At 70.6% G+C, this 15,973-nt stretch carries 13 protein-coding genes; 4 read left to right on the top strand and 9 right to left on the bottom strand.

The genetic code is table 11. The annotated features are described in order from the left end of the window. The first annotated feature begins 10 nt into the window (after positions 1-10). A complete protein-coding gene (locus AC07FT_RS19800; protein WP_479177350.1) occupies positions 11-1,840 on the top strand; it encodes a LuxR C-terminal-related transcriptional regulator in 1,830 nt (609 codons plus the stop codon). A gap of 106 nt (positions 1,841-1,946) precedes the next feature. Here the strand turns inward: AC07FT_RS19800 and AC07FT_RS19795 are convergent, their stop codons facing one another. Then, positions 1,947-2,366, bottom strand: a complete 420-nt coding sequence (locus AC07FT_RS19795; RefSeq protein ID WP_479177348.1) for a hypothetical protein — start codon at positions 2,364-2,366, stop codon at positions 1,947-1,949. 254 nt (positions 2,367-2,620) lie between these two features. Here AC07FT_RS19795 and AC07FT_RS19790 point away from each other — a divergent pair, with 254 nt between their 5' ends. From AC07FT_RS19790 to AC07FT_RS19780, 3 genes are all read left to right on the top strand, one after another. Further along, on the top strand, positions 2,621-3,136 hold the full coding sequence (locus AC07FT_RS19790; RefSeq protein ID WP_479177347.1) for an ATP-binding protein: 516 nt from the start codon (positions 2,621-2,623) through the stop codon (positions 3,134-3,136). Positions 3,137-3,227: 91 nt separating this feature from the next. Beyond that, positions 3,228-5,582: a LuxR C-terminal-related transcriptional regulator gene (locus AC07FT_RS19785; RefSeq protein ID WP_479177345.1), complete on the top strand. Its 2,355-nt coding sequence runs from the start codon at positions 3,228-3,230 to the stop codon at positions 5,580-5,582. 101 nt (positions 5,583-5,683) lie between these two features. Then, on the top strand, positions 5,684-6,184 hold the full coding sequence (locus AC07FT_RS19780) for a DUF3515 family protein (protein WP_479177344.1): 501 nt from the start codon (positions 5,684-5,686) through the stop codon (positions 6,182-6,184). Positions 6,185-6,212: 28 nt separating this feature from the next. Here AC07FT_RS19780 and AC07FT_RS19775 read toward each other — a convergent pair whose 3' ends face one another. From AC07FT_RS19775 to AC07FT_RS19740, 8 genes are all read right to left on the bottom strand, one after another. Then, positions 6,213-6,917, bottom strand: coding sequence for a DUF2470 domain-containing protein (locus tag AC07FT_RS19775; protein WP_479177343.1), 705 nt, complete (start codon positions 6,915-6,917; stop codon positions 6,213-6,215). Between the two features lie 155 nt (positions 6,918-7,072). Then, positions 7,073-8,764, bottom strand: a complete 1,692-nt coding sequence (locus AC07FT_RS19770) for an immunity 49 family protein (protein ID WP_479177342.1) — start codon at positions 8,762-8,764, stop codon at positions 7,073-7,075. 70 nt (positions 8,765-8,834) lie between these two features. Then, positions 8,835-9,887: an acyl-CoA desaturase gene (locus tag AC07FT_RS19765; protein WP_479177341.1), complete on the bottom strand. Its 1,053-nt coding sequence runs from the start codon at positions 9,885-9,887 to the stop codon at positions 8,835-8,837. Positions 9,888-10,019: 132 nt separating this feature from the next. Further along, positions 10,020-11,039, bottom strand: a complete 1,020-nt coding sequence (locus tag AC07FT_RS19760) for a LacI family DNA-binding transcriptional regulator (protein ID WP_479177340.1) — start codon at positions 11,037-11,039, stop codon at positions 10,020-10,022. Further along, the gene (locus tag AC07FT_RS19755; RefSeq protein WP_479177339.1) at positions 11,036-12,802 is read right to left on the bottom strand and encodes a glycoside hydrolase family 36 protein; all 1,767 of its coding nucleotides are present in this window, start codon (positions 12,800-12,802) and stop codon (positions 11,036-11,038) included. Before AC07FT_RS19755 ends, AC07FT_RS19760 begins: the two co-directional genes overlap by 4 nt. 2 nt (positions 12,803-12,804) lie before the next feature. Then, positions 12,805-13,632, bottom strand: coding sequence for a carbohydrate ABC transporter permease (locus tag AC07FT_RS19750; protein ID WP_479177338.1), 828 nt, complete (start codon positions 13,630-13,632; stop codon positions 12,805-12,807). Then, positions 13,629-14,555, bottom strand: a complete 927-nt coding sequence (locus AC07FT_RS19745; RefSeq protein ID WP_479177337.1) for a carbohydrate ABC transporter permease — start codon at positions 14,553-14,555, stop codon at positions 13,629-13,631. Before AC07FT_RS19745 ends, AC07FT_RS19750 begins: the two co-directional genes overlap by 4 nt. Then, positions 14,552-15,913 (bottom strand): ABC transporter substrate-binding protein, encoded by a 1,362-nt coding sequence (locus AC07FT_RS19740; protein WP_479177336.1) that lies wholly within the window; start codon positions 15,911-15,913, stop codon positions 14,552-14,554. The genes AC07FT_RS19745 and AC07FT_RS19740 overlap by 4 nt, the downstream gene beginning before the upstream one ends. Between the last annotated feature and the right edge of the window lie 60 nt (positions 15,914-15,973).

The raw sequence follows: 15,973 nt of genomic DNA, 5'->3' as shown, positions 1-15,973 counted from the left end.
CGCGTCCGACGTGGCCGCCCGCTCATCCGAGGGAAATGTCATCAAGGGGGATGTCATCAACACGTCCAGTCAGGTCGATGGATCAGGCTCGCACTACCGGACCGCCCGGCTGCTGCACGACCAGGACGCTCCGCTGGAGGAGGTCGCCGGTCATCTGCTCGCCGCAGATCCCGGTGGCAGGCACTGGGTGGTCGGCGCGCTGCGCGCCGCCGCACGCCTGGCCGCGGCACGCGGCGACTCCGAGCGGGCCGTGGCGTACTTGCGGCGCGCGCTGCGCGAGCCCCCTTCGTCCGGGGAGGAGGTCCTGCTGGCCGAACTCGGCCGCGCCGAGGCACCGGCTCACCCGGCGGCCGCGGTCCGGCACTTGTCGGCGTCGCTGAACGGGCTCAGCACGGACTCGGCGCGGCTGGAGGTGGTGCCCGTCCTGGCGGACGCCCTGGAGCGGGGCCAGCGCGGCTGCCAGGCGGCGGAGCTCCTCGACCGTGAGGCCCGGTCGCTGACCACGAGCGACCGGCCCCATGACGACACCGTGTTCGGCCTGTGTCTGCAGCGTGTCCTCATCGAACTGGAGGACCTGGACCGGCGGCCGGGTACGGGCGGGAAGCTGGCCGGGCTGTCGACCGACGACGACCGCACCCGCGAACGGGCCACCGCGGCGGTCCGGTCGGCTCTTGCGGTGGGCCGCCCCGCCGATGCCGCCACCGTGGCCTCGTACGCCCGTGACGCGCTGGACGGCCCCCTGCCACAGGACGAGGTCATCACCCGTGCGATCGCACTGGGCGCCCTGGCCCTGGTGTGGTGCGACCGGTCGGAGGAGACGACGCGGATTCTCGACCGCCTGTCCGAGCAGACGCAGTGGTGCGACGCCACCGCCGCGCGGACACTGGTCTCGATGGGCCGGTGCGAAGTGGCCTACCGGACCGGCCGTCTTCCCGCCGCACTCGACGCGGGACGCCGCTGGCTCGATCTGGCCTCGGTCTCCCGTGGAAACCCCATGGTGCCCCTCGCTCTCGCAGGTGTTCTGCGCGTGCTGGCGGAGACGGGACGGCACGAGGAAGCCGAGTCGCTGCTCGGCCTCGCCGAACCCGAGCGGTACGGCGACGTCTGGCAGTGGACACACCTGCTGGAGGCACGCGCGCGCATGCGCCTGGCGGACGGCCGGTTCGCCGATGCCCTGGAGGATCTGCTGGAGTGCGGACGCCACCAGGTCGCCTGGCAGCGGGACAACCCCGCCATCCTCCCGTGGAGATCCCTCGCCGCACTCGCCCACCTCGCCCTGGGCCGTTCCGACCAGGCCGCACACCTGGCTCACGAGGAACTGGAGCAGGCCAGGGCCTGGGGCACCCCCCGTACCCTCGGCATCAGCCTGCGCACGGTCGCCGTGACCGTGCGCGGCCGAGGGGGCATGAAGCAGCTGGAGAGCTCCGTCGGCTTGCTGGAAGAAGCGGGAGCCACGCTCGAACTGGCCCGGTCGCTCGTCGAGTACGGCACCCTGCGCTTCGAGGCCGGGCATGCCCGGCTGGGCCGGGACACGGCCCGGCGCGGGCTGGACCTCGCCCGGCAGTGCGGGGCCGTCGGCCTCACCGACCTGGCCCGCGAACGTCTGCGGGCGTTCGGCGCGCGGCCCCGCCGGGCGGACACTGCCGGAGCACTGGCGTTGACCGGCCGCGAACGCCGCGTGGCGGAGCTCGCGGCCGGTGGACTGACCAACCGGGAGATCGCCGACACCCTGTTCATCACACAACGGACCGTGGAGAACCACTTGACCAGTGGCTTCCGGAAACTCGGCATCACCCGTAGACGCGAGTTGGCATCCGTGCTCGACAACGGACCGAAATGACGGTGGCGCGCGGACGGGCGGCGGGCCCGTGCCTGGAAGACAGGACACGGGCCCACCGCCACCCGCGGCCGCGGAGCCGAACCCGCGTACCGCAGCGCGTTGCCGGCTACCCGGCCCGTCGCAGTCCCGCGTACTGCATCGAGCCGAACACCACCACGGCCACGCCGATGAAGCCCACGTAGCCGCCACCGAGGAGGGTCAGTGGGAACCACGACGCCCCGGCGGCGAGTATGGCCGCGCAGCCCAGCGCCCACACGACGTTGAGCACGACGGCCGCGACGGCGATCGGCCGGATCACGGCCGGACGGGTGGCCGCGTACCACAGACCGGCGGCGTAGACCGCCAGGAACGCACCCTGGGCCCAGTGCAGCCACACCGGCAGGCCGAGCAGCGGGTCCAACGTCCTGGCACCCAGCAGGCTGAGGGCCGCGACACCTCCGGACACCATGCCGTCCAGCTTCAGGGAGAAGCGCAACAGGCCGTTCGGGGCTGATCCCGCCGTGCTGAAGCGGTCAGTGTTTTCCATCGATCTCTCTCTTCGTATCCGGGCGGCCCTGAGGGCCTGTCCTCACGAAGATCAAGGCTGCCGAGTCGGACGCCATCGTGGATCACGGGGTTTCCGTGAGAATTCGCGCCACGCCGGTCCGCGCAGGCGGCCTCCTGCGCCGAGCAGGTAGTGATGGCGTAGCCGACTGCGTAGTTTCCGCCTTTCCGCCGCACAGCGGGCCGTGCAGTGTGTGAGGTGTTCGACCGCGATACCGTTCAACGTTGGGTAGGGCGATGGAAACCTCGCAGCAGTCCGCACACGCGCCACGGGCGCCGTTGCGTACCGGCGCCGTCGGCCCCAGCGGCAGAAGCCAGGGCGTGGCCCTCATCGAGTGCGACCCCCGTTTCACCGGTCACACCTCGCGTCCGCTCGCACACCGACCGGAAGCGGCCGGCCACGCCCGTCGCATCGCCCGGTCGGTCCTCAGCGCCTGGCACATCGACGAGAACGCCGCCCACTCGGTACTGCTCGTGGTGTCCGAGCTGGTCACGAACGCCGTAGAACATGCCCAGCCGCCGCTGGCCCTGCATCTGTGCCGGGAGAAGGCGGACCGACGGGTGTGGGTGGGAATCACCGATGGCGGCCCCTCGGCGCAGGACGATCCACGGGCGTCATCCCGCGCTCACGACGAACGCGGGCGCGGTCTGGTCATCGTCGAAGCCCTGGCCGCCGCTCACGGCATCGATCGTCATATGGGCGGGACCACGCACTGGGCGCGTCTGCCGGTGGCGTACGGGGCTCGCGGATAGGCAGTCCGCCACGCGCGATGGCCGCCCGTCGGTGAAACTACTTCCTAGTAGACTTTTTGTCCCGATCAGGGGTCGATTACTCTCCGGAAGTATGGATTCCGCGGCTCGGCCCAGCGTCCCGGAGGGCGTCGAGACCCTTCCGGCCGACGTCACCAGTTTCGTCGGCCGACGGCAGCAGGTGACGGATGCGAAGCGGCTGCTGGCAACGTCGCGAGTGGTCACGCTCACCGGCCCCGGAGGGGTGGGCAAGACCCGCCTCGCCCTGCACGTGGCCGCCGCCGCGTCGCGGAGCTTCCGGGACGGAGTGCGCTTCGTCGAGCTGGCGGAATTGCGCGATCCCTCTCTGTTCGCGCACACGGTGGCGGCGCAACTCGGCCTGCACGACCAGCCCTCGCGCACGACGATCGACATGATCGTCGAATACCTCGGCTCCCGCGAGGTACTTCTCGCCCTGGACAACTGCGAGCATCTGATCGACGACTGTGCGCTGTTCGTCGATGCCGTCATCCGAGCGTGTCCCCAGGTGCGGATCCTGGCGACGAGCCGGCAGTCGCTCGGCGTGTACGGCGAGACGACCCTGGTGGTTCCCCCGCTGCCGGTGCCCAGCCCGGAAGCGGTGCCGTCGCCGGACGCGCTGACGCAGTACGACGCGGTGAAGCTTTTCGTCGACCGCGCCGGCGCCGTGCTGCCCGGGTTCAGCCTCCGCAGCCAGGACTGCGCGGCCATCGCGCGGCTGTGCCGCACGCTCGACGGGATCCCGCTGGCGATCGAGCTGGCCACGGTGTGGCTGCGCGCACTGTCGCTGGGTCAGATCGAGGAGCGCCTGTCCGAACGCTATCGCCTGCTCACCGTCAGCCCCCGGAACGCACCCACCCGACAACGCACGCTGCAAGCGCTGATCGACTGGAGCTACGACCTGTGCTCGCGGCCCGAGCAGGAGCTGTGGGCGCGGGCGTCGGCGTTCTCCGGCAGCTTCGACCTGGACGGCATCGAATACGTCGGCGCCGATGATGAGCTGACGCCGGAGGAGATACGCAACATCGTCCTCTCCCTCGTCGACAAGTCCATCCTGATCCGCGACGAGCGTGATGGCCATGTGCGCTACCGGATGCTGGAGACCATACGCGAGTACGGCGAGGCGCGGCTCGTGGCGGCCGGTGAGCACATCGCCGTCCACCGTCGTCATCGTGACTGGTACGCCCGCATGGTGGAGCAGTTCCAGGCCGAATGGATGGGGCCGGATCAGGATTCCTGGATCCTGCGGCTGCGACGCGAGCACGCCAACTTGCGGGAGGCTCTCAACTTCTGCCTCACCCAGCCCGGAGACGCCGTCCTCGCGCTGCGCCTGGCCGACAAACTGGGGACCTACTTGGGCGCCCAGGGCTTCAACAGCGTCACACGCCACTGGCTCGACCAAGCGCTGGCGGCCGGCTCCGAGCCTTCGCCGGAGCGCACCTCGGCACTGCGCAGAAACGGCTGGGTCGCGCTGTTGCAAGGTGATGCCGACGCCGCACACGCGCAGCTCACCGAGGCCGCCGAGTCGGCCAGGAAGCTCGGCCTCACGACGGAGAGCGCGTACGTGACGCTCGTGGAGGGAGTGAAAGCCACATCCTCCGGGGACATCGAGAAGGCGGCGCTGCTCACCACCGAGGCCCTGTCCGTGTTCAGTTCGGGCGACGACCTCAGCGGCAGGCTCCTCACGATGGCCATCCATGGACTCATCCTCGGGAACACGGGGCAGCGCGACCGTGGCCTGGCCCTCCTCGAGGAAGCAGTCGCCACCAGCGCGCGGCGCGGAGAGGTGGTCTGGCGCGCCTGGACACTCCTCGCCCTCTCCTTCGTCGAACTCGATCACGACCTCACACGCTCGGAAGCGGCGGCGCGTGAGGCGCTGAACCTGCGCCGCAGAGTCAGCGCCAAGGTCCTGATGGCCTTCGCGTTCGAAATCCTTTCCTGGGTGAGCGGACGCCAGGCGCGCCATGTCCGGGCAGCGACCCTCAGCGGTGCCGCCGACACCATGTGGCGGACGGTGGGCACGTCACCGGCCTACTTCCACCCGGTGGGAGTGGTGCACCATCAGCACATCGGCATGGTCCGCGCGGCCCTGGGCGACGACCGCTACGACGCCGCGTTCCAGCGCGGCCGCGACCTGCCCGAACAGGCGGCGGTCGACTACGCGCTCGAGACGGCTCCCTCGGCCGGTGAGCAACGCCAAGCGAGCGGTGACGAGACCGACTTGACGCCGCGCGAGAAGCAGATCGCCAAGCTGGTGTCCGAGGGCCTGACCAACAAGGAGATCGCGGCACGCCTGGTCATCGCCCCCCGCACGGCCGAGGGACATGTGCAACGCATCCTCATCAAGCTCGGGTTCAGCTCACGTGCGCAGATCGCCGCCTGGTACGTCAGCGGGCAGACGGTCCGGGAAGTGTCCATCCCCTCGAACTGACCGCCATGGCTCACGCGTGAGCGGCGACCCTGACGCATCCCCGTCGGAGCCCCTGACGTAGCGTTCACCGCGAAGAGGCTCATACGCACGGGGGTTGCACGATGAAGAGGCCGACACGGCGCCAGTGGTTCGCTCTCGGCACCACCGGTGCCGTCCTCGCCCTCGCGGCCGTCTTCGTCGTACGTGAGGTGACCTCATCGGCCTCCGGTATCGAGCCCGCCGAGCACGCCGGTTCGCGGGCATGCGCCGGACTCGCGGACGGGTACCCGGACACGGTGGGCGGCAAGGACCGCGACCGTGTCGATGTGCCGGGGGCCGCGTCCTGGGGTGACGGTGCGGTGGTGTGGCGCTGCGGTCTCACGCCGATCCCGCCCACCGCCGACCCGTGCGTCACCGTCAACGGCGTGGACTGGGTCCTTCGGGAAGCCGAGTCCACCGGCGGGAAGAAGAGCCTGATCACCTACGGCCGTACTCCGGCCGTCGAGGTCACCGTCCGGGACGACACCACGGCGATCGACGCGGTGCTGGTGGACATCAGCCGGATGGCCGAACCACTGCGGAAGGACACCAAGTGCATCTCCACCAGTGACGTCCCCCTCTGAGGCACTGCCCGACACGGGGTGGCCGGCGTCAGGCCAGCAGCTGGTTGGGGTGGGAGAGCCGGCGCGCGGTCGCAAGGAGAGCGTGGATCTGGGGTCCGGCCTGGTCGATGTCGGTCACCGGCGTCTTGAACGGCAGCCGGACGTCGCGGTGGGTGCGCGGGTACTCCAGGCGCAGGGTCAGCCCGTAGCGGTCCATGGCCACCGGGAGGGCGCGCAGCATGCCACGGTCCGGGTGCGGGCGGATCAGGCGCAACAGCAGGTGGATCAGCTCGCTGTGGTCGTCCACGAGGTGGGTCAGCATCCCCGCTTCGCTGGTGGCGATGGGGTCGAGTGCGGTCGCCTCCAGGGCGTGGAGGGTGACGTAGGAGCGCCCCTCGGCGTCTTCGAGCACCGCCTGGCCGAACTCCATGCAGGTGCTCTCCGTGGCCTCCGCGCTGTACGGGGCGGCGAGCAGTCCGGTCACCGTGACACGGGCGCGCAGCCGGTCGCGTACGGGGGTGGGGGCGATGTCGGTGAGCTCCAGCCGGACCGGGATGCGCCCCGTGCTCTGGGCACTCGCGTCCTCGGAGGGGGCGTGCAGATGGAAGTGGCCCATCGCCCCGGTGCCGTCGAGGCGGCGTACTTCGGTGTGGAGCCCGTCGCTCACCACTGACATGGAATGGGCGGCGGCCAGGATCGACCGGACGCGTTCGGCGGCGGTCGGGGTGGTGGCGCGGCTGCTGAAAGGACGCATCCGGGTACTCCAGCGCGGTAGGACGGCAAGCACAGTTACTTAGGCATGCCTAACCTAACTTATCGCGGTGCGGTTCGGATAGTCCGCCCCCGAGGCATCCTCGGGGGCGCACCGCCGACCGTGCCGGAGCCCGGCCGCCCGCCGGACCCCGGGGGTCAGGGGATCTCTTCGAGCCGTTCGCGGTTGAGCAGGTACAGGGGCAGGTGCGGCTGCTTCGCGGTGAGCGGGAACGCGTAGTCGTAGGCGAGGCTCGCCATCGCGAGCGGTCCGAGCGCGGCGCGGGCACGCGGCGCCCCCGACTCGCCCCAGTAGCCGCCGTGGGCCGCGAGGCATTCCGTCAGCGCCTCCTCGAAGGCCTCGTGCTCGCCCGTGATCAGGCGGTGGAAGAGCGCGGCGGGCTGGTAGTCGACCCGGTTCACGAAGTCGTTCGGCGCGTGGGTCACGGCCTCCGGCATCGATGTCTGCATGGTGGCGACCAGCTTCTCCACCACATCGTCCATGGGACTCCGGGTGAAGTAGCTCCGCAGGGTGTCGACCCAGTGCAGGACGTAGGCGTCGACGGAGTCGTCCTCCCGCAGCCGTGCCGGCGGCACCTGACACAGACGGCCGATCCGGTCCTTCTGGCGGCACACGATGGCGAGGTAGAGGGCGTCGAGCCAGGCACGGGCGTCCGCGGGCGGTTCGGCGGGGGTGGCGGGGAGCTCCCGGACCAGCTCCTCGCCCAGGGTGCATTCCTGTCGCTCCGCGCCGGTGAACAGCGCGCAGCCCAGGCGCAGTGCGGTCGCCCAGGCGTCCCAGGTCTCGATGCGCGCGGCATCGGGGTCGGAGGCGCAGTGGGCATGGGCGAGTGAGACGGCGGAGGTGAAGGCGTCGCCCAGTCCGGCGGGGTCCTGGGCGAGCCGGGCTATCGACTCCGCCGTGGTGTGAGTCAGTTCGCCGATGTCCGGGGCCGTGGCCGTGGCGCGAGTGGCGAGCCGTCCGGCGCCGTCCAGCCGGATCAGGCCCTTCATCAGGCCGAGCAGGTCCGGTGGCGGTTGCAGGGACAACCTGCGGGTGTCCTGGTCGATGACCGTGAGCGAGGTCAGACCGCCCCGGTGCCACCAGTAGACCCGCGGTGACAGCGCGCCCGGCCCGTCCTCATGAGCCCCCAGCGCGTACGCCGCCAGGCCGTTGAGCGCGTCGACCACCGAACCGTCCGTGATGGGGTGGTACGCGAGGTGGTGCCGGTTCGGCACGACGACGAGGGCACCGCCCTCCGGCAGGGGCTCGCCGACGACCTCCCGCGCCAGGTCCGACAGGACCAGCGCCTTGCCGGCCACGAACGGGGAGTCACCGCGGACGGTGTGCACCCGCGCCCGCCCCTCGATGAACAGCTCCTCGTGGTCGACCGGCACCCGCGCCAGGTTCGTGTACGCCGCCTGCCCCAGCTCCTCGAACCCGGCGCGCTCCACGTCCGCGTCGGTGAGGATCCGCACGCTGGTGGACCCGTCGAGGGCGTAGGCGAGGACCAGTCCATCGGCCACCACGCGCGCGTACCGCAGGGCGTCGGCGAGTTCGGGGGTGAGGGACTCGACGGGCAGCAGCCGGACGTACGCCCCCCGCAGCAACTCCTCGGCGCTCTCCCCGCCCTGGCTCGCCTGCCGCAGAGCGGCGAAGTGCGCGGCGACCAGACCGGGCCATTCGGCCTCGGGCGCGCGACGGCAGACGTCCGCCAGATTGCCCAGGGGGCGGTCTTGACCGTCCTGGGCGTAGGGGGCGGCGAGTGCCCGCAGGTGTGCGGCCTGCGCGGCCGTCAGCATGGGCAGGTCGGGGGCGCCCACGGGGTGCGGGACGTCGTCGTGTCTCATCCCGACGACCCTATGGGGTGGGGCTGACACCGCGCCCCGGACGGGATGGCGGGCACCGCGCGGGCGGGGCTCATACGGGCCCGGCCGCGCCACCGACGGTGTGCATGTGCCGCAGCCCCTGGCGGTAGGAGTCGAGGAGCCCGGTCTCGGCGTAGGGCACCCCGAGAACGCGGCAGTGCTGCCGGACCAGGGGCCGGGCGAGGCGGAGGTGGGGCCGGGGCAGGTTCGGGAAGAGGTGGTGTTCGATCTGGTAGTTCAGCCCGCCGAGCAGCCAGTCCGTGACCGCGCCGCCGCGTACGTTGCGCGAGGTCAGGACCTGGCGGCGGAGGTGGCCCCAGCGCTCGCCCGCCGCGTCGGGCATCTCCATGCCCTTGTGGTTCGGCGCGAAGGCCATGCCCAGGTGGAGTCCGAAGAGCGCCTGGTGGAGCAGGGCGAACGCGAGCGCCTTGCCCACCGGCAGACAGCTCAGCAGCAGAACGCCGTAGCCGATCGCGTGCAGCGCCAGCAGGGCGCCTTCGACGGCCCGCTCCCGCGGCGGCTGACGCCGGAGGTCCTGCACACTGCTCACCTTCAGGGCGATGCCTTCGAGGAGCAGCATCGGGAAGAACAGCCGCGCCTGGTGCCGGGTCACCCAGCGGGCGAACCCACGGCGCTCGGCGGCCTGTTCCTCGGTCCACACCAGGGCACCGACACCGACATCGGGGTCCTTCTCGATGTGGTTGGGGTTGGCGTGGTGCCGGTTGTGCTTGTCGTTCCACCAGGCGCAGCTCATACCGAGGAGCAGATTGCCGTGGACGAGTCCGATGGCCCGGTTCGCCCGTCGGCCGACGGCGATCTGGGAGTGTCCGGCGTCATGGCCGACGAAGGCGGTGCGGGCGGACAGGACCGCGAGCGGCGGGGCGAGCAGCAGCGTCCACCAGGTGTTCCCGGCGAGGACGAGCGCCACGACCACGGCCGCCAGGGCGAGGAGGTTCAGGGTGATCATCCGGGCGTACCAGCCGCGGCGCCGCTCCAGCAGTCCCTGTGCCCTGACCTCCCGCAGGAGGGGGGCGAACTCGCTCCCCGGCGGCGCGGTACCGCCGGCGCGTACGCGAGACTCGGGCGGCAGGGTGGCCTGAGACATGGAGGACTCCGGTCCTGTATCGGTCGCAACGTTCTGACCTGCAAAAACGTACGGACCACAGGCAGGGCGGCGCCATGGCGGCACCACCCCAACCACCCGGGGGCCAGCCCCCGGACGCCGCAGGGGGGCTGGCTACACCCTCCCGCCCCGGCGCCCCTGCGAAGGGGCCGGACCGGTGCTGGACCGGATCACCAGCTCCGGGTCGAACAGCAGCTCCCCGGTGGGGACATCACGATTGCCGACCAGAGCCAGCACCGTGCGGCCGACTTCGAGCGAGAGCCGGTCGGCGGGCTGGCGCACCGTGGTGAGCGGGGGGTCCACGAACTCGGTGATCATGGTTCCGTCGTATCCCACCACCGAGATGTCCCCGGGCACCGAGCGGCCCTGGCGACGTACCCCGCGGATGGCGCCCAGGGCCATGTAGTCACTGGCCGCGACGATGGCGGTGGCTTCGAGGCCGAGGAGGGTGGTGGCGGCCGACTGGCCGCCCTCGACGGTGTAGGACTGCCGGATCACCCAGCGCTCGGGGTCCTCGATGCCCCGTTTGGCCATGGCCGTCAGGAAGCCCTCGACACGCTTGTCGGCCGGATGGTTGCCGACCGGGCCGGAGGCCATGCCGATCCTGCGGTGACCGAGCCGGTGGAGGTGGTCGACGGCCAGTTCGGCGGCCAGGACGTCATCGGTGGAGAACACGGGCGCGGGCACACCGTCCGCGAACTCCCCGTTGATGGCGACGTACGGGATGCGGCGCGTCCGCAGCATCTCGTAGGTCTCCAGATCCGCTCCCTCGACGGTGTTCGACGCCGAGAGGAACACCACCGCCGCGATGCCCTTGTCCACCAGGGAGGCGAGGAAGTCGCGCTCCTGGACGCCGCCGGGGAACGCGGGACACACCACCGTCTTCAGCCCATGGGGCGCGAGGGAGGACTCGATCCGCTCGGCGACGTCGGCGAAGAACGGATTGGACACGTGTTCGGTGAGCACCGCGACCAACTGCCCGTGGGTCGGCCGTTCGTAGCCGAGCTCGGCCATGGCCTGCTCGACGGCGTCGCGGGTCTTCCTGGAGACGCCCTGCCGCCGGTTGATCACACGGCTGACGGTCGCCTCGCTGACCCCTGCCCGCGCGGCGACCTCGGTGATCCCCACCTTCACTGCGTGCCGCCTTCCCTGATCCGGAGTGTGGCCATTCCCATGCTCGGTACGGAGACCGTGTGCAAGCCGGGCGCGAGTACACGCCGGCACCGGTCGATGATACGGCCACGGGGGTCGTGGACCGTGATGTCCGCGGTGAGGGAGTCCTCCTCCGCCGACACGGTGAGCCGGTCCACCGGTGTGCCGTTGACCAGGACGACGCTTCGCTGTCCGGCGGTCCGCAGCGGCACGACGCGATCGCTGTGCACATCGATGACGCACACCCCGTCGGCCGTCGAACGTACCAGCGTGTAGAGCTCGTCGGGCCGCCCCGGTTCGACCGTGCCGTCCAGCAGTTGGGGGCGCAGCCGCCGCCAGGCGGACAACCAGAACGCGATGGCCTCGCGGTGGCCCGCGGGGAGCCGGTCCAGTCGCACCGAGAGCTGTGGCACGGCGTGGAAGGTGCCGATGAGCTGGCGCACCGCGGCCTCGACCGGAGCACCGGGATCCCACAGCAGCATGTCGGAGTGGACGGCGCCACCGATGGTGAGCAGCGCGGTGTCGATGGTGCGCACCCGGTTGGCGGTCGCGTCCGCCGGGCAGTCGAAGGAGCGCATCATATTGCCGAACGGGGCCATACCGGGGCCGGTGTACGGCTGGCGCAGCTCGAGCAGCACATCGGGGCGGACGGTCTGGAGCGCGTGTCGCAGGTCGGCCAGGAGGAGGGCCATGGCCGCTCCGACGTCCCCGGCGCCGTCGCCCGCGTAGACCATGGCCTGGTCGAGGAAGTCCACCTTCAGGCCGTCGAGTCCGTGGTCGCGCACCAGACGTACGCACTGCTCGACGACGCGGGCGCGCACCTCCGGGCGACGCGGGTCCAGGACATCGGCGCCGGGGACGGTGGCGGGGCGCGTGGCGTACGGTGCCCACCGGCCGTGGCACGCCGCACGTGGGCCCAGGAGGAGGGGGGCGACCCAGACCAGGTAGCGCAGTCCGTGTGCGCGGACCCGGGCGACATGGGAGGTGAAGTCCGGGAATGTGGTGTCGTCCGGCTCCCAGTCGCCGCATCCCCCATAGCCGCGTCCGTGACCGTGGCGCTGCCAGCCGTCGTCCAGGATCATCACACCACAGCCCAGTTCGGCCGCCAGCCGGGCCTGGACCTCGAGGGATTCCGCGTCGACCTGCTGGTTGAAGGCGTACCAGGTGGAGTAGACGGGTGTGCGGGCGCTGTCGGGCACCGGCAGCGCCGCCACCTCGCCCGTGAACCAGTCGCGCAGCACGCGCAGCGCCGCGGCGACGGATTCCGCGCGCGGTACGAGCAGCAGCCGGTGCGGTGCGTCCGACGCGGGCAGATGGAGGTGGACGACATAGGTGTCGTTCTCCTCCGACACCCCGAACCGCAGGGTGGTCTCCGGGACGGGGTCGACGGCCGCGAAGGTCAGCAGGGTCGCGCCGGAGTGGTCGTAGAGACAGCCCGCGGCGTGTCCGTCGACCAGGGAGGCCACCGCGCGTCCCTCCCAGTCGGCGAGCAGGGTGCGATGCCAGCCGACCCTCGGATGCCAGTATCCCGCGGCGTCACCGAGCGGTACCGAGAACCGCACCTCGACGGGGACTCCACCGGCCCGCAGCCACAGGGTGCTGGGGCCCCCTGGCTCTGCCACCAGGTCCCAGGAGACATCCGCGCCGGGCGCCAGCACGGCGATGCTCACACCGTCGAGCAGCGGCTCACAGGCCGCGGGAGCCAGCTCCGCGGTGGTGACGGCCTGGTGGGTCGCATGGGACATGGTCACTCCTTCACGGCACCGGCCAGCAGACCGGAGACGAAGTGGCGTTGCAGCATGAGGAAGACGACGGCCATGGGCACCGCGGCGACGGCGGTGCCCGCGAGGATGGCTCCGTAGTCGGTGTTGTTCAGTCCCTGGAGGGCCGCGAGGGCCACGGGGATGGTGAACGACTCGCTGTCGCGGAGCACGATCAGCGGCCAGATGAAGTCGTTCCACTGGTAGAGGAAGAGGAAGATGGCGAGCGCCGCGAGGGCGGGCTTCATCGGCGGGAGGACCACCTTCCAGAACAGCCGCAGCTCACCACAGCCGTCCATCCGAGCGGAGTCGAGCAGTTCGTCGGGGAGCGCGGCCATCGACTGACGCATCAGGAAGATGCCGAACGGCAGGGCCAGGTTCGGCATGACCACGGCCTGGTAGGTGTTCAGCCACTCCAGCTCGGCCATCAGCCTGAACAGCGGGATCAGGGTCACCTGGGCCGGGATCACCAGCCCGAGCATCAGCAGTCCGAACAGCGCTTCGCGGCCCTTGAAGCGGTACTTGGCGAAGCCGTAACCGGCGAGGGTGCACACGGCCCCGGAGCACAGCGTGTAAAGGGCCGCGATCAGGGTGGAGTTGAGGACCACCCGGCCGAAGGACGCGGTCCGTTGCAGGGTGTCGAGGTTCTCCCCGAGGTGGCCGCCGGGCAGCAGCGGCGGAGGACTGTCGAAGATCTCGCGGCTGCTGTGGGTACTGGCGACGACCAGCCAGTAGAGGGGGATGACCACCGCTGCCAGGGCGATGGCGAACGACGAGGTCAGCAGGATGCCGTGGCGGCGCTGTGCGGGCTTCACGACCTGTCTCCCAACACCCGGAACTGGACGATTCCCAGGAGGCCGATGAGGACGGCGAGCACATAGGCGATGGCCGACGCGTAGCCGAAGTCGAAGTACTTGAAGGCGGTCTGGTAGAGGTACACACCGATGGTCAGGGTGGCGTTGTCCGGGCCGCCCCCGGTGAGGATGTACGGCTCGTCGAAGAGCTGCAGGGTCCCGATGGTGGACAGGACCGTGGTGAGGAGCAGCGCGGGACGCAGTCCCGGCAGGGTCACATGGCGGAAGGAGTGCCAGGGGCCCGCTCCGTCCACGGCGGCCGCGTCGTACAGCTCGGTCGGCACGGTCTGCAGCCGGGCCAGCAGGATCACCGCGTTGTATCCGGTGTAGTGCCAGGTCAGTACGAGGCCGATGGAGATCTTCGCCCAGAGGGGATCGGTCAGCCAGGGGACGCCGTCGATGCCGAAGAGTTCCAGGAACCAGTTGACCAGGCCGTACTCCTGGTGGAGGAGGACGGAGAACATGATGCCGTAGGCCACCAGACCGGTGACCATCGGCAGGAAGAATCCCAGCCGGAACGCCGAACGTCCGTGCAGGAGAGCTGAGTTGAATGCCACCGCCAGTCCGGTGGCGAGAGCCAGCATCACCGGGACCTGGACGGCGAGCACCACGGCCGTGTTCTTCAGCGCGGTCCAGAAGAGGGGGTCGTCGACGAGGCGCCGGTAGTTCTCGCCGCCCACGAAGGTGTCCACGCCGCCCACCGTCTTGTGCAGGCTGAGCACGAAGGACCAGCCGATGGGATAGAGCTTGAACGCCGCGAACAGGACGAGGGCCGGCAGGATGAAGAGGTAGGGAGCGAGGCGTCCGCGCGGTCTTCTCCCCTTCGCTCCGGCCGCGGCGAGGGGCTCCGTCACCGTCGACGGCTTGTGGAGGACGGCGCTCACCGGACGGTCTTCCGTCCGGTCTGCTTGCCGAGCCGGTCGGCGGCGTCGTGCAGGGCCCCGGCCGGGTCGGCGCCCTTGAGCAGCACCCTGGTCTGGGCGTCGGTGACCACCTTGAGCGCGCGGGCGTAGTCGGAGGAGTAGGTGAAGGAGGGGGAAGGCGCCTTGAGCGCCTTGAGGAAGACCTCTCCCCGCTTCTGCCCTCCGAAGTAGGCCGACGGCTCATGGAAGGCCGCGTCGCCGTACGCCGTCATCAGGGCCGGGGCGATGGCCTGGTCCCGGTAGATCTTCGCCTGCGAGGCCGGGCGGGTCAGTACGTATTCGACGAAGGTCCAGGCGGCGGCCTGGTGGGGACTGCTGCCCGCGACGGCGAGATGGGTGGAGTTGACGGTGGCCGATCGCGAACCGCCGGGGCGGACGGCCGGGGGCAGCTGGACGCGCCACTTGCCCTTCTGCTGGGGCACTTCACGTTCGATGACACCACCGAACCAGGTGGGCATGGGCTGCACCGCGACGGTGCTCTTCTTCAGCGAGCTCACCATGGTGTTCCAGCCGCCGGAGAAATCGCTGACGAGTCCGGAGTCGTTCATCCGCTTGATGATCTTCATGGCACGCACCGCCTCCGGGGAGTCGAGCGTGATGTCACCGTCGGCGTTGAAGTAGAAGGTGCCCTGGAGCTGGAGGAGCATCTGGAAGAAGTTGGCGGCGTCGGCCTGGGAGGCGGGCTTGTCGATGCCGATCAGCCGGGTACCCGTGTCGGCCTTGATCTTCTTTCCGGCCTCCACGACGTCGTCCCAGGTGGCCAGCGCTCCCGCGTCGACACCGGCCTTCTCGAAGAGGTCCGCGCGGTACCAGAAGCCCGCCGAATTCGCCTCCCAGGGAAGGGCGTTGACCCGGTCGCCCGTCGGCGAGACGGTGCGCCACAGGCCCGGGGCGAAGGCCCCGCGATACCGGGAGGCGCCCAGCTCGCCCAGGTCGGCGAGGCCCTCCGGGAACTTCTCGGTATAGCCGGGGAGGTAGTCGACGCCGATGTGCAGCACATCGGCGAGCCCCTCGCCGCCGGCCGCCATGGCGGTGGTGATCTTGTCCCAGATGGCCGGGTTGCCGATGTCCTCGACGGTCACCTCGACACCCGGGTGCTTCCTGCGGAACTCCGGCACCAGCGCCTTCAGCGCGGTGGCCGGACCCTGCCAGCTCCAGACGGTGAGGGAGCCCTTGTTCTTGTCACCCGCGCCACCGGTCCCGGCGGAGCCGGAACCGGAACACGCGGCGAGCGAGGTCGTGGCGGCGAGGGCGCCGCCGAGCTGGAGGAGTCTTCGGCGGTCGATGCCGCGGGGGGTGTTCACGGGCGAGACGTTCATGACTGATCCCTGTCTGCGGCTGTGCGCGCAGCCGCGCCGTGGCACGAGGGGTGATGGCAG

This window comes from Streptomyces sp. NPDC045899 (genome assembly GCF_056431485.1).
The sequence above is the reverse complement of the archived record's forward strand: the minus strand, read 5'-3'. Positions and strand labels throughout refer to the sequence as shown.